The following is a 21,676-nucleotide window of genomic DNA, read 5'->3' as shown; positions in this document are numbered from 1 at the left end:
CCGGGTTCAACCCGCTACCGGGCTGCGCCAGTCGTCAGAGCCTGAGGTACCCGAAACCTCATGGGTCCAGATGATTTTGCGGTAGGTGAAGTGCACATCTTCAAGGTGAGTGAAGTGCGCATTTCCCGGGTCCTGGCAGTTGGGCATCCGAGACTGGATATCCACGATGATCGCGTCCTCCAACTCGATGGTGAAGTAATGCTCCTGGGTACCGGCTGAGGATGTGCGATACCACTCCAGGCGGCACTTGACCATTTCCCCTGACGTCAGCGCGCTGAACAGCAACGGTGAAGATTTATCGAATACCTTGCTGATCATCAGCGGCTTGTGCACACGCTGGCCGGTGGGCTGGCCCGACTGCGGATCACGGGGAATGATGACCTGATGCTGGAAGGCCTCGACCAGGATCTGGTCCTCGTGGCCTTCCTGATAGATATTGCCTACCGAATCCTGGGTGAACGTGCCTGCCGTGATCAAACCTTGCTTGGTGCCGGTGATCGAGAGGTATGCGGGTGTTGGCATGATTGGTTTCCTTGCCTGATAGATAAGTTAGCGCCACAGGGCGCGATTACCCGCTAACAAGAAGTGTGCCGGATAATAGTTGGTCTAATGAAATAAGGGTGTTTCTTGGAAAAGCGCGGGTAATGGTAAGTGGGCGGTATGGTTTGCGGTTTATAAGTTGAGCTTTTTTTGCGCAATAGTGCGCAGATAATTGCCTACTGCGCGTGTCTCGGTATTGAAGGGTGACTATTTAGTTTAAGTGCGATGTGATTGAAAAGAATGCGCAAGTTTTTGCGCATGTCTGGACGTTGTCTTTGCTCCTTGAAAACAGGCAGCCTGCCTGTGTGGCGCTGGCGTTGAGTGCGCGCGCCTACAAAATTGCGAACTTTCATTATCTTCGTAGGAATCTACTTAACTGTGCCTGAGTGGCTTGCCCAATAAGATTTGGCTGTTATTGTTTGCACTTATCGCAACACGAAAATGGAATTCAGCAAGTATGGGGTCGGCGTTTTTATAGCTGTTTGCCATGCTTTAATTCAGCATTGATCAGCACAGTGCGGCCCATCATGATTTATTCAGACAAACTTTCTGCGCATTACTTGGAAGTTGCCCGATCGCCGGTCTCGCTTGCCTGTTTTGCAGGGGCGGACGTCCGTTATTCGTCAGCGTATGAAACGTTGGAAAACGAATTGGACACGGCCCGGTTGATCCATGGCAACAACCAGCCCGATTGGCAACTGGTGGTGGACCAATGCGAGGCCTTTTTGCGCCACAAGTCCAAGGATCTGCGGGTGGTTGCCTGGCTGACCTGGGCCCTTTATCAGCGTGAGTCCTTTTCCGGCCTGTTGGCCGGGCTTGGCATGTTGCGTTACCTCTGTGAGCACCACTGGGCGACGCTACATCCCATCAAGCTGCGTACCCGCATTGCGGCCTTTGGCTGGCTGATGCAGCGCATTGAGCCGGTACTGGCGCAGAACTTTGCACTCGGAGAGCAGCGTTCTCTGTTCCAGTGCATGGCTGGGCATTTGGCGTGCCTTGACGAACTATGGGTTGGGCACCTGGGGGACGATGCTCCGTTGCTGCTGGCAGCCCGCAGACAGCTCGCGGACAAGCTACAGCAAAGCGCTTCGCCACCGTCCGGGGTGAGCGCGGTGGTGGCCCAGGTCAAGCAGGCGGCGACTCAACTGCTGGCGCCCGAGTCGGTGGTGAACAACGAAAAAGACGTGCACAAGCTCCTGCGCACGCTGCAGGACAACGCTCGACCCCTGTGTGCCTGGTGGCTGCGCCAGAACGCCACCGACCTGCGGGCCTTACGCCTGAACCGCACCCTGGCCTGGCTGGGCATTAACGGTCTTCCCGATAGCAACAGCGATCAGATAACACCCTTGCGCGGGCTGGTGCCCGACAAGCTCAAGCGCTATCAGGAGCGCTTTGCCCAAGGGCATTACGCCGACCTGCTGCTGGAGCTTGAAGCCAGCCTGGCGAGTGCGCCTTTTTGGTTTGACGGTGTGCGCATGGTCTGGGAGTGCCTGCAGGCGCTGCAGGCCGAACTGGCGATGGTCGAGACAGAGATTCAATTTGCCCTGTTGTTGCAACGGTTACCCGGAGTCGCCCAGTTGCGCTTCCACGATGGCGCGCCCTTTGCCGATGCCGCTACCCGCGGGTGGATCGACACCCAGGTCAGCCGCCACCTGCAAGTACCGGTGCCGGTCAGAAGTATTGGCAGCGCCGGTCCGGCGCCATGGGAGGAAGCCTTGCAGGCGGTTGCCCCGCTGCTGCGCAAGGAGGGGCTGAAAGTTGCGGTCCAGTCCTACAAAAGTGCCATGCAGGCTGCGCGGGGTGATCGCGCGCGCTGTTACTGGCGCCTTGGCCTGGCTCGGTTGTGTATCCAGGGTGCCAAACATGACTTGGCCAGGATCCAGCTTGAACAACTCGAGCAGGAGTTGCAGCACGCCGGCCTGTATCGCTGGGAGCCCGATCTGACCCTTGAGGTGTTGCAACTGCTGTACGCCTGTTACGACGTATTGCCCCAGGGCCATGGCCTGCGCGAGCGCAGGGAGGATGTCCATCGCAAGCTGTGCCAGATCGATCTTGAAGCTGTACTCCAATAGGTTTTCCCGTCATCAAGCAAAGGAGAAACAACATGGCCAAAGAAGGTTCGGTCGCCCCCAAGGAACGTATCAATATCACGTTCAAGCCGGCCATAGGCGGTGCCCAGGAAGAAGTAGAGCTGCCCCTGAAACTGTTGGTCCTCGGTGATTTCACCCAGCGTGAAGACACGCGCAAGGTTGAGGACCGCAAGCCCATCAGTATCGATAAGAACACCCTGGATGAGGTGTTGGCCAAGCAAGCCTTGAGCCTGACGTTGAGTGTGCCCAATCGGTTGCAGGAAACAGACGAAGCCGACGAGTTGGCCGTCCAGGTCCGTATCAACGCCATGAAGGACTTCAATCCGGCCCAGCTGGTCGAGCAGGTTCCGCAATTGCAAAAGCTGATGGCCTTGCGTGAGGCACTGGTTGCGCTCAAAGGCCCCCTGGGCAACACACCGAGTTTTCGCAAGGCCATAGAAAATGCCCTGGCCGATGACCAGGCCCGTGCGCGGGTGCTGGCCGAACTGGGGCTGAACAGCCCTGCCGCATGACCCACTCAGTAAAAAGGACACTGACAACATGACCCCCAGCCCTAACGCCCATGCGGCCCCTTTAGATACCGGATACAGCATTCTCGATGACATCATCGCCCAGACCCGCCTCACAGCCGATGATGAAACCTACGACATCGCCAAGCGCGGCGTCGCGGCGTTTATCGAGGAGTTGGTCAAGCCACAGAACCGTGGGGAGCCGGTCAAGAAGCAACTGGTAGACCGGATGATTGCCGAGATCGACACCAAGCTCAGCCGGCAAATGGATGAAATCCTCCACCACCCCGAGTTCCAGGCGCTGGAGTCGGCCTGGCGCGGCTTGCAGTTGCTGGTGGATCGCACCGACTTCCGGGAAAACATCAAGATTGAGCTGCTCAACGTCTCGCGCCAAGACTTGCTGGATGATTTCGAAGACTCACCGGAGGTTGTTCAGTCGGGGCTCTACAAGCATACCTACAGCGCCGAATACGGTCAGTTCGGTGGGCAACCCGTGGGTGCGATCATCGCCAACTACTTCCTTTCACCCAGCGCGCCCGACGTCAGGCTGATGCAGTATGTTTCCAGCGTCGCTTGCATGGCCCATGCGCCATTCATAGCCGCCGCCGGGCCTGGTTTTTTCGGCCTGGAGAGCTTTACCGGCCTGCCAGACCTGAAGGACCTGCAGGACCACTTCGAAGGGCCACAATTCGCCAAGTGGCAGAGCTTCCGCCAGAGCGAGGATGCCCGTTACGTCGCCTTGACGGTGCCACGTTTTCTCCTGCGAACGCCCTACGACCCGGTGGATTCTCCGGTCAAGACCTTCGCCTATAACGAACATGTCGTCAGCAGCCATGAGCATTATCTCTGGGGCAATACTGCCTATGCCTTCGCCACGCGCTTGACTGACAGCTTTGCCCGTTTCCGCTGGTGCCCCAACATCATCGGCCCGCAAAGCGGGGGCACGGTGGAAGACCTGCCGCTGCATCATTTCCAGAGCATGGGCGAAATCGAAACCAAGATTCCTACAGAAGTACTGGTCTCCGACCGTCGCGAATACGAGCTGGCGCAGGAGGGCTTCATTGCCCTGACGATGCGCAAGGGCAGCGACAACGCCGCATTCTTTTCCGCCAGTTCCGTGCAGAAGCCCAAGTACTTCGGGATCAGTGCCGAGGGCAAGGCAGCCGAACTGAACTACAGGCTCGGCACCCAACTGCCGTACATGATGATCGTCAACCGCCTGGCGCACTATTTGAAAGTGCTGCAACGCGAGCAGTTGGGTTCGTGGAAGGAACGTACCGACCTGGAATTGGAACTCAACAAGTGGATTCGCCAGTACGTGGCGGACCAGGAAAACCCCAGCGCCGAGGTCCGGGGGCGCCGTCCATTGCGGGCGGCGCGGGTTGTTGTCAGTGATGTGGAGGGCGAGCCAGGCTGGTATCGCATCAACCTCAGCGTACGCCCGCACTTCAAGTACATGGGGGCGGATTTCACCCTGTTTCTGGTTGGCAAGCTCGATAAAGAATGAACCAGGGGCTTGAGATGAGTCAGTACAGCGGTTTTCTTGAGCGCCTTGCAGGCACTGCGCCTGCGTTGGCGGGGCGCACGCCATTCGCCTGCGTCGCGTCCTCGGTGGCCATCCACCTGGGCAATATGCTCAGCACTCGGGCGGGCAGTGTGCAGACGCTGCCTGACTATGGCTTGCCGGATCTCAATGACATGCGCCTGAGCCTGCACGAGTCCCTCAGCCAGGCACGCTTTCTGATCGAGCGTTTCATCGCGGCTTACGAGCCGCGCTTGAGTCATGTGCGGGTCGTCCCATTGCCCCAGGGACGCGACCCGTTGGCACTGGCATTTGATATCCAGGGTGCACTGAATATCGACGGGGTCATGCAAGACGTGGTGTTCAGCGCGAGCCTGGCAGGCAATGGGCGCGTGGAGGTCTCCCCCGGTGTCTGTTAACCACTATTACCAAAGTGAACTCAATGCCTTGCGGCATTTGGGGCGACGCTTCTGCGAACGTAACCCGGCACTTGCCCCGTTCCTTGGGGACAGTGGCCGGGACCCGGATGTAGAACGTCTACTTGAGGGTTTTGCGTTCCTGACGGGCCGCCTGCGGCAGAAACTCGATGATCAGTTGCCGGAGCTTAGCCATTCGCTGATGCACCTGTTGTGGCCCAATTACATGCGGCCCTTACCGGCGTTCAGCATGCTGCAGTTCGCGCCGCTGCTGCGTGCCGGGCCCGCGATCACGGTGGAGCGGGATACACCGGTGGAGAGTGTGGCAATCGATGGTGAGCGTTGCCGCTTTCGCACCTGTTATGCAACGGATGTGCTGCCCCTGCAACTCAATGCGCTGGATTACTCGGCGCAAGGCGAGGGGGCTTTGCTGAACCTGCGCCTGGAGATGACCGCCGACGGGCATCTGGGTGAACTGGCGCTTGAGCACTTGCGCTTGCATTTTGCCGGGGAACGGTATGTCAGCCAGATGCTGTACGTGAGCCTGTTGCGTCATCTGCAAGACATTGAACTGCTGCTGCTCGATAGCGCGGGTAAGCCGCTGCTTGCGGGCAACGGGCAAGTCCTGTCATTGCCATTACCGGCCACAGGGGTTCGGCCAGCAGGTTTTTCGCAAGAGCAAGCGTTGTTGCCCTATCCGTCGAATGCATTCACCGGGTATCGGCACCTACAGGAATATTTCGCGTTCCCCGACAAGTACCTGTTTGTCGACGTCGGCGGCCTGGATGTGCTGCAAACCTTGCCGGATGACTTGCTCAAGCAGGCCCGGGGTTTTGAATTGCGCTTCAAGCTGCGCCAGCGCAATCCCGAACAGGTACTCCCCACACGGGACAACGTGAAGCTGTTTTGTACGCCGGTGGTCAACCTGTTCAAGCACGATGGGGTGCCGATCCGACTGGATGGCAAGCAAGACGAGTATCTGCTGCTGGGTGCCGACTATGCGCCAGGCCACTGTGGGGTGTTCTCCGTAGACCAGGTCACGGGATGGCGTCCGGGTGGTTTGGGCTACCAGACCTATGTGCCGTTCGAGTCGTTCGAGCACGACCAGCAGACGGCGAGCTACAGCATTCGCCAGCGGCCTTCGGTGCAACACACCGGCCTGGATACTTACCTGAGCTTCGGCATCCGCCAGTCCCAGGATCAAGAAACCCTGTCCGTCGAACTGACCTGTACCAACCATGACTTGCCGCGCAAATTGCGGATCGGTGACATCAATCAAGCCTGCGAGCAAACACCCGAGCTCCTGTCCTTTCGCAACATCACTGCCGCCACCCCTGGCATTGCGCCGCCGCTGGACAGCGGTTTTCTGTGGAAGCTGATCAGCAACATGTCGCTCAACTACTTGTCCTTGAGCGACATCAATGCGTTGAAAGTAGTACTCGAAACCTATGACTTGCCACGCTACCACGACCGCCAGGCCGAAAAAGTCAGCATCCGTCGTTTGGGCGGATTGCGTTCGATAAGTCAGCGTCCCATCGACCGGTTGCACGGTGGTTTGCCGATTCGAGGTGTGGCAATCGACCTGATTGTCGACCTCCAGCATTTTCTCGGAGAGGGCGACCTCTTTGTGTTTGCCTCGGTCCTCAACGAGTTTTTTGCGCTGTACGCGAGCCTTAACTCGTATCACGAACTGCGTGTTACCAGCACACAAGGAGAGGTGTACCTATGGCCGTCCCGGATGGGCCAGCAAGCCCTGCTTTAACCGAACTGTCCCGCACTATTCGCGAGTATTCGCTGTTCCAGGCGGTCTCGCAGGTCATTGAGCGTTTGCGCGATGCCCACCCATCCCTTGACGATGAGGCGCTTTATGAACACCTGGAGTTCCAGGCCAATCCGGGGCTGGGATTTCCCGGCAACGACATTGACCGAGTGACGTTCTTTGTCGAACGCGGGCAACTGCGGGCACGCTTGCGCCTTAACGTATTGGGGCTGGTGGGGGCGAACTCGCCACTGCCGGCATTTTATGCCGAACACGCATTGACCGAGCGCGCGGGCGGTAATCCTGTCGCGGACTTTCTCGACATATTTCACCACCGCTTGCATCGGCTGATGTTGCCTCTGTGGCGCAAGTACCGCTACCGGGCGTGTTTTCGAGCGGGGGCCAGCGACCCGTTTTCCGAGCAGATGTTCGCCCTGATAGGCCTGGGCGGTCGGGCCATTCGCAGCGCGACACCACTGGATTGGAATCGCTTGCTGCCCTACCTGGGCTTGCTGGGTATGCGCGCCCATTCGGCGGCGCTTATCGAAACGGTGCTGCGTTACTACTTCAAGCACTCACAGGTGCTGATCGAGCAATGCGTCAAGCGCAAGGTGGTGATTGCCCGCAGGCAATGCAACCAATTGGCGCGTGGCAGCAGCCGTCTGGGGCAGGACCTGGTCCTTGGGCGGCAGGTGGCCGACCGTGCCGGTAAGTTCAGGGTGCATATCCAGGACCTCGACTGGCAGCGTTTTCATTATTTTTTACCCGGCGGCGCGAGCTACTCGCCGCTCCGCGCGCTGATTCGCTTTGCCGTACGCGATCCTCTGGACTACGACCTGCGCCTGATCCTGCGCCGTGGGGAGGTGCAGGCACTACGCATAGGCCAACGCAATGTGTGTCGGCTGGGATGGACCACATGGATGGGGCAGGCGCGCGCGGATGGCGTGCTGACGCTGACCACTAAACCCGGGACGGATGGATGAATATGATGAATGTGGACTTGCAGCAACTGATTCGCGTGCTGGCGACTGAAACTCGCCATGACCTGGAGCGCGCCTCCGCACGCTGCGTGGCCCGAGGCGGCGCGCAAGTGCTGGTGGAAGACGTACTGCTAGCGCTGCTGGAGCATCCAGAAGGGCTGATGGCCCGTGCGCTGCGAGATGCCGGCATCGAACTGGGCGAACTGCAAGCGGCGCTTGAGCCCCGGATGGGGCAGGGGACTTCGCGTAATCCGGTGTTTGCACCGTTGCTGGTGCAATGGTTGCAGCAAGCGCTGGTTGTGGCCCAGCTGGAGTTGGCGCAATCCCATGTCAGTGACGCGGCCTTGATCCTCGCCTTGCTGCGTAACCCGTTGCATCACGCGGGCAGTCGCTATCAGGTGCTGTTGGCGCGCCTCGACGCGCAGCGCCTGCTTGAGTTCGCCTTGAACGACCATGCCCAGGTAAGCGCGGCGAGCGCTTGTGGCCACCATGAGTCGCTGTTGCAGCGTTTCACCCATGACCTGACCCAGCAGGCCCGTGAAGGCCGGATCGACCCGGTATTGTGCCGAGACACACAGATCCGGGAGTTGATCGATATCCTGGCGCGCCGGCGCAAGAACAACCCGATCATTGTGGGGGGAGGCCGGTGTCGGCAAGACCGCGCTTGTTGAGGGCCTGGCCAGGCAAATTGTCCAGGGTGAGGTGCCGCAGGCCCTCAAGGATACGCGCCTGCTCACCCTCGATATGGGGCTGCTGCAGGCGGGCGCCGGCATCAAGGGCGAATTCGAGCGCCGACTCAAGGGCGTTATCGAGGAAGTGAATACCTCATCGGTGCCGGTGATTCTGTTCATTGACGAGGCACACACCTTGATCGGTGCCGGTAACTCGTCGGGCAGCGGCGACGCGGCGAATCTGCTCAAGCCGGCGCTGGCCCGTGGCGAGCTGCGCACCATCGCTGCCACCACCTGGTCGGAGTACAAGAAGTACTTCGAAAAGGATCCGGCGCTGGCTCGGCGCTTTCAACCGGTGCATGTACTGGAGCCTAGTGTCGATGATGCGGTGACGATCCTGCGCGGTCTCACCTCGGTGTATGAAGCCAGTCATGGCGTGTACGTGCGCGATGACGCCGTGGTTGCCGCCGCGCAACTGTCGGCACGCTACCTGGCAGGGCGCCAGTTGCCCGACAAAGCTGTGGATGTGCTCGATACGGCCTGCGCCCGTGTGCGCATCGGCCTGGCGACTGCCCCACCGGAGTTGCAGGCCGTGGCTGCCCAACTGGCGCAAATTAGCGGCCAGCATCAGGCGCTTTGCCGCGACCGGGACGCCGGGTTGCCCATTGACCCTGGTGCGCTGCAGGTCCTGGCTGCGCGCCTGGAAACCGTCCACGGCGAACATGAGCGCCTCAAGCAGTGCTGGACGCGCCAGCGCGAGATGGCCGAGCGGGTACTGGCCCTGCGCATACAGTTGAGCCAGGCCCGTCAGGCAGGGCAGGCCATCGACGTGCTTGAGCAGCAACTGTGCGAAGCCCACAGCTGCTTGCTGGCGGAGCAAACGCCGCAGCGCCTGGTCAGTTTCGAAGTATGCCCACGATTGGTGGCGCAAGTGATCAGCGCCTGGACCGGGATTCCGCTTAGCCAAGTGGCCTGCGAACACAGCGTCAAGGTTCTCGACTTTGCCACCGATCTGCGCACGCGCATTCTCGGCCAGGAACAGGCCGTCCAGATGCTGGATCGCTCGATGCGTGCGGTTGCCGCCGGCGTGAACCGTCCCGATGCCCCCGTGGGCGTCTTTCTGCTGGTTGGCCCCAGTGGCGTTGGCAAGACGCAAACGGCGCTGGCGTTAGCCGAGCTGTTGTATGGCGGTGAGCGGTTCATGACCACCATCAACATGTCCGAGTATCAGGAGAAACACTCGCTGTCGCGCCTGATTGGTGCTCCGCCCGGTTATGTCGGTTACGGCGAAGGCGGGGTGCTGACCGAAGCGGTCAGGCAAAAGCCCTATTCGGTGGTGCTGCTTGATGAGGTCGAGAAGGCGCACCTGGGCGTCATGAACCTGTTCTACCAGATATTCGACAAAGGGCGGGCCAATGATGGCGAGGGGCGCGAGATCGACTTTCGCAACACGCTGATTCTGATGACCTCCAACCTTGGCAGCGACTGCATCATCGACTTGTGCGGCGCTACGCAGCGGCCCACCCCGCAAGTACTGCAGGACGCACTTGCGCCCCTGCTCAACCAGCATTTCAGGCCGGCGCTGCTGGCGCGCATGGGCGTAGTGCCGTACTACCCGCTTGACGATGCGGTGATACATGAGTTGGTAGAAAGCAAATTGCAGCGCCTGGGCCAACGCTTACTGCAGCGGCACCTGGCATTCAGCTACTGCCCACGCTTGGTCGATTATCTGGCAAAACGTTGCATCCGCAGCGACAGCGGCGCGCGGTATGTCGATCAATGGATCGACGGCAATCTATTGCCCCTGGTCGTCGATCGCCTGCTTGAGGCCATGGCCAGGGATGAGCATGTGCAGCGTGCCCACGGCACGCTGGATGGCGACGGTCACCTCATCTGTGAGTTTGCGTGATGAGGGACAACCCGTTGTCACCGCCGCTGGACGCTGCCGAACAACTGGTGCAATGGCTCTTGCGCCTGGGCATCGATAGTGATCGGGCAAGTGTGCCTGGCGATCTTGTCCATGCCGCCGTGCAGTTGAGCCAGTGCTCGCTCAGCCAGGTGTACCTGTCAGATGAGGCTGGCCACGGCTTGGTCCTGGCTGCCGAACACCGGCGAGAAGAAGGGCCTTGGCCTATCGGCGCAGGCGCAGAGGTCGACCAACAGGGCCAGCAACTACTGCGCTTTGCCCTGGAACATAAGCGCCCCCTGAGCATCTGCGGCCTGCAAGGCAGCATTTATGACACGGCTTTCATTCCATCCGGTCGGGAGCCCTGGCAGTCGCTGCTGTGCGTGCCGATCACCCATCGAGACCTTCCCATGAGGGGCGTGCTGTTATGCGTGACGCAACGCTTCCAGGACCTGCAGGGGTGCGCCGCAGCACTGGGGCAGTTGGGGGCTTTTGCGCTGCGTCAGCGGGCGCTTCTGCTGGCACTCAACCCGCCGGCGCCGGTCCGCCCGGCGCTCGACAGCGTGCTGCGTCCCGCAGGTCTTGGCCTGATAGGCAACAGCCCGGCGATGGATGATACCTGCCGGTTGATTGGCAAGGTGCTGGACAGCACCTACACCGTGCTGCTGCACGGTGAGACCGGTACCGGCAAGGAGGTGGTTGCCAGGGCGATCCATGTCATGGGCCCGCGCCGATCCAAGGCCTTTGTCGTACAGAACTGCGCGGCATTCCCCGAGGGATTGCTGGAAAGCGAACTGTTCGGCTACCGCAAGGGCGCCTTTACCGGTGCCGACCGGGATCGTCCTGGCCTGTTCGATACCGCCGACGGCGGTACGTTGCTGCTCGATGAAATCGGCGACATGCCAATGTCGCTGCAAGCCAAATTATTGCGGGTATTACAGGAGGGTGAAATACGCCCACTGGGTGCCAGCACCGCCCACAAAGTGGATGTGCGGATCATTGCCGCCACCCACCGTGACCTGCGGGCGATGGTGACCCAGGGCAGTTTTCGTGAGGATCTCTACTACCGATTGGCTCAGTTTCCGATCGAACTGCCGGCTCTGCGCCAACGCGAAGGCGATGTGCGGGAGTTGGCTCGGCATTTCGCCGCCAAGGCCTGCGCCACCCAGCGGCGATCCCCGGTGTCCTGGTCGAACCAGGCCCTGGATCAGCTATCGAGCCACAGCTTCCCCGGCAACGTGCGCGAACTTAAATGCCTGGTGGAGCGAGCCGTGCTGTTGTGCGATGACGGGGTCATCCTGGCGCAACATCTCTTGCTGCCAATGGACTCACCCGCACCGGCCAGGGATGCAACGCTGCGCCAACGCCTTGAGCGCGTCGAGCGGGGCTTACTGATTGATTGCCTGCACAAGAACCGTGGCAATCGCACCCGCACCGCCCGGGAGCTGGGGGTTGCGCGGCGCACCCTGCTGTATCGCCTGGCGCGGCTGAATATCCCCTTCGGTGACGTCAAGGAAGGGGGCTGAATGTTGCGCTCGGTCGAATTCAATTCAATGGGAGAGGCTTGATGGTTGTTTCTCGATGGCAGCTATTGCGGCTTGGTCTACTGGTGCTGGCGCTAAATGGGTGCACGGCAAATTACGTGTTTGACGACGATGACTACCGGCCGCTGGGTGACCCGCGCTCCGGCCAGCGCGGGCAATAAGCCAGGAGACCTTGTATGCAGTTGGTATTTGAAATTTGTGGCAATGGGCAAGGCATGCCCGACTCGACCCGCAACAAAATATTTGATGGCACCGGAGGGGTGATCGGCCGTGGCACCGATTGCGATTGGGTCATCCCCGATCCCAGCCGCCAGTTGTCCAGTCATCATGCTTTGGTCAGCTTTCGCGACGATCAGTATTTTCTGACGGACATCAGCAGCAATGGCATTTGTCTGGGGGACAGCGCCGTGCGATTGCGCAAGGGCCAGGCCCGGCCTATCGACCACGGCACCGTATTTCGCATGGGCCCGTTTGATATTCGCACGCAGTTTGTGAAGACCGCTGGCATACCGATTCCTAGCGACAAGCTGATTCCGGATGACGCGTTCCTGCAGTTGGATCCCGTGGGTGCCACCGATAGCCAGGCTCCGGCGAGTGTGTCACCGCGCTGGACGGATACCAGCGCTGTGGAGCGGCACCACGTGACTGTGCCGACCCTGGTCGAGCCTGCGCCGACGATTTCGTCACCCGTAGGCAGTGCACCGGCTGCCGATGACCACGGGCTGTTCTGGCGTGCTTTTTCCCAAGCGCTGGGTGTGTGCCTGGACCCTCTCGACGAGCCCGGGCGGCAAGCGCTGGCAATCCAGGTCGCAGGCTTGCTCAAGCAGGCCATCGACGGGCTGCAACAGAACCTGCACACCCATGAAGAGCTGAAAAGTGAACTGAGCATGGCGGTCGGTCGCGGGCCAATCTGTGCCCAGAGTCCGTTGACGGCGGGCGCCCAAGCATTGGAGGCCATGCTGAAGGCCGATCAGCAGGGGCAACTGCCCGCCGGGCTGCTGGTTACCCAGGCTTATCGTGATTTGCAGGTTCATCAGGTCGCGGTGCTCGCAGGCTGTCGAGCGGCAGTGCGCGGAGCCCTGGCCGCGTTTGCGCCAGGGCAGCTGCTAGTTCGTTTCGAGCAGCAGGGCAACACGCCGCGGATCCCCACAAGCGGCGCCTACTGGCGGGCCTACCTGCGCCATTATCAACGCCTGATCGAGGATGACGGTTGGAGTGAGCGCCTACTCAACGAGGATTTTGCCAACGCCTACACGGAACAGGTACGCCTGGTTTCCACCCTTCACAGTACTTGTTCTGGATGAGCCTCATGTCACGCACTCCCTCCGTTCTGCTCATCGCTGTGCTGGGGCTGTTGCCCGGTTGCAGCAATCTGTCTCCCTATTCAACGCTGACCAAGCTCGACCTGACGCTGACCGCCAGTGATCTGGTCAACCCGGACCTGCATGGCCGGCCCTCACCGATCGTGGTGCGCCTGCTGGAGCTCAGAAATCCTGTGGCCTTCGAGAACGCGGATTTTTTCAGCCTGTATGGCCGTGCCGAAAACACTTTGCCAAAGGACCTGATAAGCAGCGAAGAGTGGGAACTGCGCCCGGGTGAGCAGGTGGCACTCAAGCTCAGTGCAACGCCGGGCAGTCGCTACATCGGTGTGTTGGCAGCCTACCGTGATTTGCCCCAGGCGCGATGGCGCCATGTCGTGCCGTTGGCCGCCGAGTCACGGACCCGTGTCGATCTGCTACTTGATGAAGCAGGCGTGCACGGAACGGATATGCAATCCGCCAAGGCAGGTGGCTGACATGCTGATTGATAAAGTCATCTGGCAGGAAGGCATGCTGTTGCGCCCTCAACATTTGCAGCACAACGACCGCTATTACCACCAGCAACTGACCCGCCGCAGTCAACTGTCCCAGGGTTACGCCTGGGGGTTCCTGACGCTGGAAATCGACCCGCAATATCTCGACATGGGCAAGGTGGTGGTTAACCAGGCCAGTGGTGTGCTGCCGGACGGAACCCTGTTTGACATGGCGTCGCCGCTGGTGATGCAAATCCCAGCCAACAGCCCCAGCCAGGCGGTATACCTGGCCTTGCCAATGCTCACCGGCAATGCGGCCGAGGTACGCGACCCAGCGCAAACAGACGTATTGGCCCGCTACACCACGTACGAAGTGGAAGTGGCAGACGCCAATGCCGGCGAAGACACGCGCTGTGCCATAAGCTGTGCACGCGCGGACTTTCGCTTGCTGCTGGGCGATGATCATGAGATCCAGACCTACGTCAGGCTCAAAGTCGCACAGGTCCTGGATTGCAATGCCCAAGGCGTTGTGCAACTCGATAGCACGTTCTCCCCGACATTCATGCACCTGCATGGCTCGCCCTTTTTGTTGTCTTGCCTCAAGGAGGTGGTCAGCCTATTGGCATTTCGCGGTGATGCGATTGCCGCACGCTTGCGCAGCGCAGGCCAGGCAGCCGGGGCCGAGATGGGGGATTTTCTGATGTTGCAGTTGATCAACCGTACGGAGTTGACGCTGCGACACTGCCTGGACCAACCACGCTTTGGCCCCGACGCGCTGTATCAGGCGTTGCTTGGATTGCTGGGAGAGCTTTCGACATTTTCCAACGCGACAAAGCGCACCTGTTTTGAAGGGCGCTACCGACATAGCGACCAGGGGCCGAGCTTTGGTGAACTGATGGCCGAGATTCGTTCGGTCCTGTCGATGGTGCTGGAGCAACACGCCATCGAACTGGTACTGCAGCCCCGTCAGTACGGCGTGCTGGTGTGCCCGGTCAATGACCTGAACCTGCTGGGCTCGGCAACCTTCATCCTGGCTGTCAGTGCTCAGTGCGATTCGGAGGTATTGCGGCTGCGGCTGCCGGCACACCTGAAAGTCGGGCCGGTGGAGCGGATTCGCGAGTTGGTCAACCTGCACCTGGCGGGCATTCACGTCAAACCGATGGCCGTGGCCCCACGGCAGATCCCGTTCCATGCCGAGAAAACCTATTTCATGCTCGAACTCAGTGCCCGTGACCTGGAGCAGTTGGAGCATTCAGGTGGATTCGCCTTCCATGTCAGTGGTGAGTTTGCCGATCTTGAATTGAAATTCTGGGCTATCAGGAACTGAACCGATGACGACGGAAAATGCATACCCGCAGGATGACAGGACGGTCCTGCTGGATCGTCAGGGATTCGGCCCGGCGCAGGGCGCCATGACCGATTTCGAGGCGCCGCCACGCTTTGAACAGCTTGAGGACCGAATGATCTATGCCGCTCACTTGCACGGCGCACAGCACTTCAGGCTTGGCCTCAACCCGCTGGTGACGTTGGCCTGGGAGCTGTTGTCGGAAGTGGTTCGACTCAAGGGCAGCCCAGCCCGTGAAGGCCTGCATGCCCTTAATGAGCGGTTGTCTGCGGGCATTACGCGCTTCGAAAACCAGGCCCGCCACGAGGCAATCCTCGATAGCCAGATCATGGCGGCGCGCTATGTGTTGTGCAGCGTAATAGACGAGGCGGTGGTCACCACGGCATGGGGCAGCCAGAGCGACTGGTCGCAAATAAGCCTGTTGAGCCGCTTCCACAACGAAACCTTTGGCGGCGAAAAATTCTTCGAGCTGCTTGAGCGACTGTCCAGGGATCCGATCAAGCACCTGGCGATGCTGGAGTTGATGTACTTGTGCCTGGCGCTGGGCTTTGAAGGCAAATACCGGGTGATGGAGCGTGGCCTGCTGCAATTGGACGGCATTCGTGACGCCTTGTACCGACAGATCAACCATGTGCGCGGGGACGCGCCACTGGCCTCTGGGGCTCGGCAATCGCCCACACGCAAACCTCGGAAGGCGATGCGCATTGTTTCGGCGACCTGGGTCTGGGGCTTTGTCGTGATGGGCCTGGTCATTCTGTACGCGGGGTTCGCCTGGGTGCTTGGAGAGCAGCGCGAGAGCGTGCTCCAGCCCTATCTGCCGAACACCACGGACATCATCCGGACACCGCTGTAACGCAGGGAGCAATCAATGAAAAGTCTATTCAAAAAGCTGGCGGCTACCCTGGGTCTGACCTGGGTTTGGAGCCTGCTGCTGGTGTTGTTGCTGGCGTGCATCGTGTGGTGGGCGGGGCCGTTGCTGGCGGTCGCTGACAAGCGTTTCTGGCTGGGCGCGACTTCGCGCTTGCTGACCATCAGTGGATTGTTCCTGGCCTGGGGGTTACTGATGGTCTTTGTCAGGCGGCACGACCCTGGGCAACAGCCTGTCGATGCCGGCCCGGGCGAGGCACCGGCCAAACAGCGCAAGGGGCTTATGGAGCATGAACACAATAACGTGCGTGGCCGTTTCAAGGAGGCGCTGCACGCCCTCAAGACCTCGCGTCGCTATGGCAAGCGCAGCGAACGCTGGCGCAGTGAGCTGCCCTGGCATTTAGTGATGGGATGCAGCGCCAGCGGCAAGACACGGCTGCTAGAGGCCAGCGGGCTACAACTGCCATTGGATCGTGCTGACTCCGGTGCCCCCCATGTGGCGGGCGGGATACGTCATTGCGAGTGGTACTTGGCCGAGGAGGGGGTATTGATCGAAACCCCGGCGCGCTACCTGACACATGCTGACAGTGAGGTTGATAGCGGTGGTTGGGCAACCCTGTTGAACCTGTTGAAAGCCCGACGTCGTGCGCGCCCGCTCAGTGGCGTGCTGCTGACGCTATCGATCGATAGCCTGCTCAATGGCAGCGAGCAGGAACTGAGTGTTGCTGCGCGCCAATTCAACAGTCGCCTTCACGATCTGCAGCAGACCTTGCATGTAGAGTTGCCGGTGTATCTGGTGCTGACGCAGGCGGATCATTTGCCCGGCTTTGCCGAGTTCTTCGAGCAGGCGCAAGGGCATGCCAGTGATGACCTGTGGGGCGAGCACATCGTACCCGCCAAGGCCGGGACTGATGTTGCCGAAGTGCGCCAGGCCTTTGAGGCCCTGCTGCAGCGCCTGAGCGCGGACCTTATCCGGCGCCTGCACCTGGAGCGCAATGGCGAGCGCCGGGGCCTTATGTTGGACTTTCCCCGGCAGGTGGCGCAGATCGGTGAACGGCTGTGCCTGTTTATCGAACTGGCGTTTTCTGCTCATCGCTACCAGCGCGTCAATGCATTGCGCGGGTTCTACTTGACCAGCTCCGGCAACGCGGTACACAGCCGTCCACGGTTTATTCAGGGACTGTTCAGGCAGGTGGTGTTCGGTGAAGTCGACCTGGCCGGCCTGGACCACCGGGAGCGGGTGCACATCCGTCGGCGCCAGCGAGGCTTGGCGCTGGCCGCATTACTGGTGCTTGGCGGCATGGGTTCATTGTGGATGTACAGCTATTCGCAGAACCATCATCGGCTGGAGCAACTGCGCGAGTTGGCGCGGTCGCCCGTTCCCGCGCAAGCGGCAGAAGACCGGACCCTGGAGATGGTTGCGCTACTGGACAGTCGAATGGCCGCCACCCAGGTTTTTGCTGCGCCGCGAGGCACGGGTTGGTGGCAGTTCGCGGGTCTGTACCAGGGCGATATGAGTCGCCCGGTGCTGGAGACGGCCTACCAGCAGATATTGCTGCAACACCTGCTGGCACAGGTCAGCGAAATGCTGGAGGACCAAGTACGCAGCAGCGTGCATGACCGCCAGCAACTACTCCTCAGCCTGCGGGCGTACCTGATGCTCAACTTGCCCGAGCACCGCGACAACTCCTGGTTGATGGATCGAGTTGCCGGGCTGTGGTCGGCGCGCTACCCGGCGGACCCCGGGTTGCAGAAGCGGTTGAACGCACATTTCGCGCAATTGCTCGAACAACCCTTTGTGCGGCCGCTTGACGAAACACTGGTCGCCGATGCCCGCCAAGTCTTGAAAACGCAACCCCTGGCTGGCGTGGTCTACCGCCTGCTGCGTGAGCAGGGCGCCGAGCTTGAGCCTTATCGTTTCACCCAGCATCTGGACCCGCATGAGCAAGTATTCTCCGGCATCGACCAGCCGATCCCGGGCTTCTTCACTCAGCACGGCTACCGTCAGTTCTTTGCGGTACAGGGTAGCCGGATGGTCGATACCATCGTGCGCGACAACTGGGTACTGGGGGAGGGCACGCAACTGAGTGCAACGGGCTTGCGCCAGTTGATGGTCGAGTTGGAGCAACACTATTTCAGCGACTACGCCCAAGCCTGGAGCGCCGCATTGGCCCAGGTACGCTTGCAGCAAAACGATAGCTCCCGACAGGTTGCCGGGCAGTTGGCGAGCCTGACGTCAGCGCGTTCGCCGTTATTGCAGTTACTGCAGCAAGTCAGAGAAAACACACGCTTTGCCAGCCCGCTCGAGCGCCTGGAAGCGCTCCAAACGGGCTCGCCAGTGGCCCAGGCCGCCATGGACAGTGTTGCGCAACGGGTGCCCGACAGCGCACAGCGCGCACTGCAGCGACGCTTTGAAGCGCTGCATCACTTGCTCGATGAGCAGGACAATCCGGGGCCTGCGTTGTCCCAGATGCTGCAAACCCTCAACCAGCTGCAGTTGCAGTTGGCCGCCCTTGGGCGGGAAAGCCAGCCCGAGCGGGCGGCCTTTGAGATGGTCAAGCGGCGTATGCAGGGGCAACAGGACGCGCTGGGCAACCTGCGCAATGCCACCGAACGCCTGCCCGCACCCCTCAACAGCTGGCTGGCCGACATGGCCGACGACAGTTGGCGCCTGGTGCTCGACGATGCCTATCGTCATCTCAATCGGCGTTATCAGAGTGAGGTGTATGGGTTCTATTCGTCGGCGATCAAACAGCGCTATCCGTTCAGTGCCCACGCCAGCAGCGACGTGGCGCTCAATGATTTCCGCGAATTTTTCAAGCCTCAGGGGTTGATGGCGCGGTTCCTGGATGAGGATCTGCGGCCTTTTGTGATTGGCGATGGCCAGCGCTATCGACTGCGTAGTCTGGATGGCCGCAGCTTGCCGATGTCACGGGCGTTGTTGGAGCAACTGGCAAAGGCGCGCACCATCCGCCAGGCATTCTTTGCCGATGACCCGAGTGAACCAGGGGTGCGCTTTACCCTGGCGCCCTACAGCCTGGATCCCACGGTCAGCCGAGCGATCCTGCGCTTTGGTGACCAGCAGATGGAGTACCGCCACGGGCCGATCGTACCGATGCTGTTCCAGTGGCCGAGCGCCATCGAGGATGGTCGCAGCAGCCTGGTGCTCGAAGGCATGGCGCAACGGCCAATGGGCATCGAAAAAAACACCGGGCCATGGTCCCTGTTCCGCCTGTTCGACGTGCTGCAAGGGGAGGCGTCAAGTGGACGTGATGCGCGGTTGCTCAAGGCCGATATCGGCGGCCTGCGCGCCAATTACCTGCTGACCAGCCAGCGCACGCCGAACCCATTTGAAATGGCCGCGTGGCGCACCTTTCGTATACCGGAGCAACTGTGAGCGCGTGGCTAGGTACCTGTCGCAGTGCAGGGCGTACCGATCGTGGCAAGCTCAGGTCGCGTAACGAGGATGCGTTTCTCGATCAACCGCAGATGGGCTGTTGGGCGGTGGCCGATGGCATGGGTGGCCATCGCGCCGGGGATGTTGCCAGCCGGTGGGTGGTTGATAGCCTGGCTTCGCTACCCTGTGGCGGCGGCCTCGACGTTCGGATCAAGCGGGTCAGGCGTTGCCTGCAATGGCTTGACCGACGCTTGCGCCAGGAGATCACCGTAACCAGCCCGAATGTGGATTGCACCATGGGCAGTACGGTGGTGGTGCTGTTGCTGGAGGGGGACCGTGCAGTCTGCATCTGGGCCGGGGACAGCCGCTGCTACCTATGGCGCGAACGCACGTTGTACCAATTGTCGCGCGACCATTCGCTGCAAGAGCAACTGAGGGTCGAGCAGCAGTTGAGCCCTGCACAGGCCCGCGCCCATCCGGCGGCGAACGCCTTGACCCGCGCCATCGGTGCCGATGAGCCGGTGGCGCTGGAGGTGTTGGAACTCACCCGTAACCCAGGCGATGTATTCCTGCTGTGCAGTGACGGTTTGTACCAGGCGCTAAGCCATGCCGAACTGGGGCAGGCATTGAGCCTGGCAACCCCTGAGTCAATGCTGGATCGTTTGTTTGATGGGGTCCTGCGCGGTGAAGCTCGGGATAATCTGACGGCTGTGGTTGTAAAGCCATGATCGCAAGACAACCCCTGTCCAGCGATCCGTCCGGCGCCAGAACCTCAATGCCTGCGTTACTGGCCGGTCGCTATCGTCTTGAGCGGGTGCTCGGGGGTTGGCGGCATGGGCATCGTGTACCGCGCCCGCGACTTGCTCCATGAGCAATTCGGTGAGCCGAGGTCCCGGGTGGCGCTCAAGGTCCTCGGTGAAAACCTTGCCCAGTCACAGGACGCTCACCTGCTGCTCTACAGCGAATTTTCCCTGACCCGCTACCTACGACACGAGCACGTGGTGCGGGTGTTTGCCTTTGATGTGGACTCTGTTGGTGAGGTGGCGTTCTTCACCATGGAGTTGATGAGTGGCATGACCCTGGACCAGTTGTTGCTCGACTGTCCGCGCGGGGTGCCCTGGCAGCAATTGCGGCCTATTGCAGGGGGGCTGCTGGGTGCGCTGGGTCATATCCATCGACAAGGGGTGCTGCACGGCGATGTGAAGCCAAGCAATGTCATGTTGGTGGATGACGGGGTGCGCCTGTTTGACTTCGGCCTGGCCCAAGCGATGGCACCGCCGTTGACCGAGCTGGCCGCCTTGAATCCGCGGCGTTTCAGTGCCTGGACGCCGGCCTACGCCGCACCGGAACTGCTGGACGGAGCGCCGCTGTCAGCCAGTACTGAGCTCTATGGCGCAGCGTGCTTGCTGTACGACCTGGCGCGGGGCGGACGTGGTGCGCCAGGGGAGCGATTGGAGCCTCCTCGACAACTGCCACGGCGTTGCTGGCCGGCGTTGAGGATGGCGCTCAGTGTCGACCCACAGCATCGAACCATCACCACCGACGAGTTGCAGGCAGCCATGCAGTGTGAACACTCGGTGGTGGGCCGCTGGTTCGCTGCCCGTGCCCGTTAAGGGGAACGCTCAGCCAGGCCATGCAACTGACAATACTCAGTCCACTCCAGGCCCGCCATCTGGGCCACTTCCCGGTGCACCTCCAGGCGCCTGGCTTCGAACTCCTGGGGCGAAGGGCTGATCAGTTGCAGCGTCAGTTCCCAGGCAAACAGGTTGCGCGCCTCTGCCTCGGCTTCAAAGGCTTCGTGCAGGCGCTCGGCACGGTATTGCGCCATGGTTTCGCGCTTGGCCTGGGCGGCCAGAGGGTTCAGGGTGTCCAGTTCGGCGCGCAACTGGGGATGCTGGCTCAAAAAGATATCCAGGGCCAGCCGATGGTTTTCGCCAGGTTCAGACACGGGGTTACTCCAGGCGTACAGGTTGCAGGATGTCAGGACGAAGCTTGTTCGTAGCGGCTCTTGCGGCGGGCGCGTTTGCGCAGGCGATTGGCCGTCCACTGTTGCAGTGGGTCCAGCATGAAAAAGAACAGGTAGGCGGCGAGTACGAGTGTCAAATCGACCCAGGTTTTGCTGATAGGCCCTTCGACGGCTTCGACGGCGGCCTTGATCAAAAACAGTACGGCGACCCCACACAACCAGAGCACTACAGTGAAAGCCAGAGGTCGTGCGCGATTTGAGATCCTGCGTTGCATGTTCAATACATCTCCCTGAGAGTGCTGGGTCTGTCGGTGTACCGACACCCGCGCCTGTGAAAGTGGTCTGCGGATCGAGTCATTCGATACGGGCTTG

At 60.7% G+C, this 21,676-nt stretch carries 17 protein-coding genes and 2 pseudogenes; 16 read left to right on the top strand and 3 right to left on the bottom strand.

Annotated features, from left to right (window positions below):
• Positions 1-6 precede the first annotated feature (6 nt).
• Complete coding sequence (locus JTY93_RS14305; protein WP_169992840.1) at positions 7-522, bottom strand: Hcp family type VI secretion system effector; 516 nt, start codon at positions 520-522, stop codon at positions 7-9.
• Between the two features lie 545 nt (positions 523-1,067).
• On the opposite strand from JTY93_RS14305, the gene tssA reads away from it, so the two are divergent.
• The 16 genes and pseudogenes from tssA (at position 1,068) to JTY93_RS14230 (ending at position 20,951) form a co-directional block, all read left to right on the top strand.
• Complete coding sequence (tssA, locus tag JTY93_RS14300; RefSeq protein WP_205475627.1) at positions 1,068-2,612, top strand: type VI secretion system protein TssA; 1,545 nt, start codon at positions 1,068-1,070, stop codon at positions 2,610-2,612.
• A 32-nt stretch (positions 2,613-2,644) separates the two neighbouring features.
• Positions 2,645-3,142 carry a type VI secretion system contractile sheath small subunit gene (tssB, locus tag JTY93_RS14295; protein ID WP_205475626.1) on the top strand — a complete coding sequence of 166 codons (498 nt, stop codon included), beginning with the start codon at positions 2,645-2,647 and terminating at the stop codon, positions 3,140-3,142.
• Positions 3,143-3,170: 28 nt separating this feature from the next.
• Positions 3,171-4,646 carry a type VI secretion system contractile sheath large subunit gene (gene tssC, locus JTY93_RS14290; protein ID WP_205518870.1) on the top strand — a complete coding sequence of 492 codons (1,476 nt, stop codon included), beginning with the start codon at positions 3,171-3,173 and terminating at the stop codon, positions 4,644-4,646.
• Between the two features lie 14 nt (positions 4,647-4,660).
• Positions 4,661-5,080: a type VI secretion system baseplate subunit TssE gene (gene tssE / locus JTY93_RS14285; protein WP_205475624.1), complete on the top strand. Its 420-nt coding sequence runs from the start codon at positions 4,661-4,663 to the stop codon at positions 5,078-5,080.
• Positions 5,070-6,839 carry a type VI secretion system baseplate subunit TssF gene (tssF, locus tag JTY93_RS14280; RefSeq protein WP_205475623.1) on the top strand — a complete coding sequence of 590 codons (1,770 nt, stop codon included), beginning with the start codon at positions 5,070-5,072 and terminating at the stop codon, positions 6,837-6,839. Before tssE ends, tssF begins: the two co-directional genes overlap by 11 nt.
• Positions 6,803-7,819: a type VI secretion system baseplate subunit TssG gene (tssG, locus tag JTY93_RS14275; RefSeq protein WP_205475622.1), complete on the top strand. Its 1,017-nt coding sequence runs from the start codon at positions 6,803-6,805 to the stop codon at positions 7,817-7,819. The genes tssF and tssG overlap by 37 nt, the downstream gene beginning before the upstream one ends.
• Before the next feature lie 2 nt (positions 7,820-7,821).
• A pseudogene (tssH, locus tag JTY93_RS14270) lies at positions 7,822-10,396 on the top strand (type VI secretion system ATPase TssH).
• Complete coding sequence (locus JTY93_RS14265; RefSeq protein WP_205475621.1) at positions 10,396-11,919, top strand: sigma-54 interaction domain-containing protein; 1,524 nt, start codon at positions 10,396-10,398, stop codon at positions 11,917-11,919. The pseudogene tssH and the gene JTY93_RS14265 overlap by 1 nt, the downstream one beginning before the upstream one ends.
• 41 nt (positions 11,920-11,960) lie before the next feature.
• A complete protein-coding gene (locus tag JTY93_RS29095) occupies positions 11,961-12,098 on the top strand; it encodes a type VI secretion protein TagU (RefSeq protein ID WP_240344141.1) in 138 nt (45 codons plus the stop codon).
• A 15-nt stretch (positions 12,099-12,113) separates the two neighbouring features.
• Positions 12,114-13,241 (top strand): type VI secretion system-associated FHA domain protein TagH, encoded by a 1,128-nt coding sequence (gene tagH, locus JTY93_RS14260; RefSeq protein WP_205475620.1) that lies wholly within the window; start codon positions 12,114-12,116, stop codon positions 13,239-13,241.
• 5 nt (positions 13,242-13,246) lie between these two features.
• Entirely contained in the window at positions 13,247-13,732 is a 486-nt protein-coding gene (gene tssJ / locus JTY93_RS14255; protein ID WP_205475619.1) for a type VI secretion system lipoprotein TssJ, read from the top strand.
• A gap of 1 nt (position 13,733) precedes the next feature.
• Positions 13,734-15,056, top strand: a complete 1,323-nt coding sequence (gene tssK, locus JTY93_RS14250; RefSeq protein ID WP_205475618.1) for a type VI secretion system baseplate subunit TssK — start codon at positions 13,734-13,736, stop codon at positions 15,054-15,056.
• 4 nt (positions 15,057-15,060) lie between these two features.
• Complete coding sequence (gene icmH / locus JTY93_RS14245; protein WP_205475617.1) at positions 15,061-15,927, top strand: type IVB secretion system protein IcmH/DotU; 867 nt, start codon at positions 15,061-15,063, stop codon at positions 15,925-15,927.
• A gap of 15 nt (positions 15,928-15,942) precedes the next feature.
• On the top strand, positions 15,943-19,338 hold the full coding sequence (gene tssM, locus JTY93_RS14240; RefSeq protein WP_205475616.1) for a type VI secretion system membrane subunit TssM: 3,396 nt from the start codon (positions 15,943-15,945) through the stop codon (positions 19,336-19,338).
• Positions 19,335-20,066, top strand: coding sequence for a PP2C family protein-serine/threonine phosphatase (locus JTY93_RS14235; RefSeq protein WP_240357215.1), 732 nt, complete (start codon positions 19,335-19,337; stop codon positions 20,064-20,066). The genes tssM and JTY93_RS14235 overlap by 4 nt, the downstream gene beginning before the upstream one ends.
• Positions 20,063-20,951 (top strand): annotated as a pseudogene (locus JTY93_RS14230) (serine/threonine-protein kinase). Before JTY93_RS14235 ends, JTY93_RS14230 begins: the two are co-directional and overlap by 4 nt.
• On the opposite strand, the gene JTY93_RS14225 reads toward JTY93_RS14230, so the two are convergent.
• On the bottom strand, positions 20,948-21,286 hold the full coding sequence (locus JTY93_RS14225; RefSeq protein WP_205475614.1) for a DUF6388 family protein: 339 nt from the start codon (positions 21,284-21,286) through the stop codon (positions 20,948-20,950). The pseudogene JTY93_RS14230 and the gene JTY93_RS14225 overlap by 4 nt on opposite strands.
• A 32-nt stretch (positions 21,287-21,318) precedes the next feature.
• Positions 21,319-21,579, bottom strand: a complete 261-nt coding sequence (locus JTY93_RS14220) for a hypothetical protein (RefSeq protein ID WP_169992816.1) — start codon at positions 21,577-21,579, stop codon at positions 21,319-21,321.
• Between the last annotated feature and the right edge of the window lie 97 nt (positions 21,580-21,676).

The organism is Pseudomonas hygromyciniae (genome assembly GCF_016925675.1).
GTDB lineage: Bacteria > Pseudomonadota > Gammaproteobacteria > Pseudomonadales > Pseudomonadaceae > Aquipseudomonas > Aquipseudomonas hygromyciniae.
The sequence above is the reverse complement of the archived record's forward strand: the minus strand, read 5'-3'. Positions and strand labels throughout refer to the sequence as shown.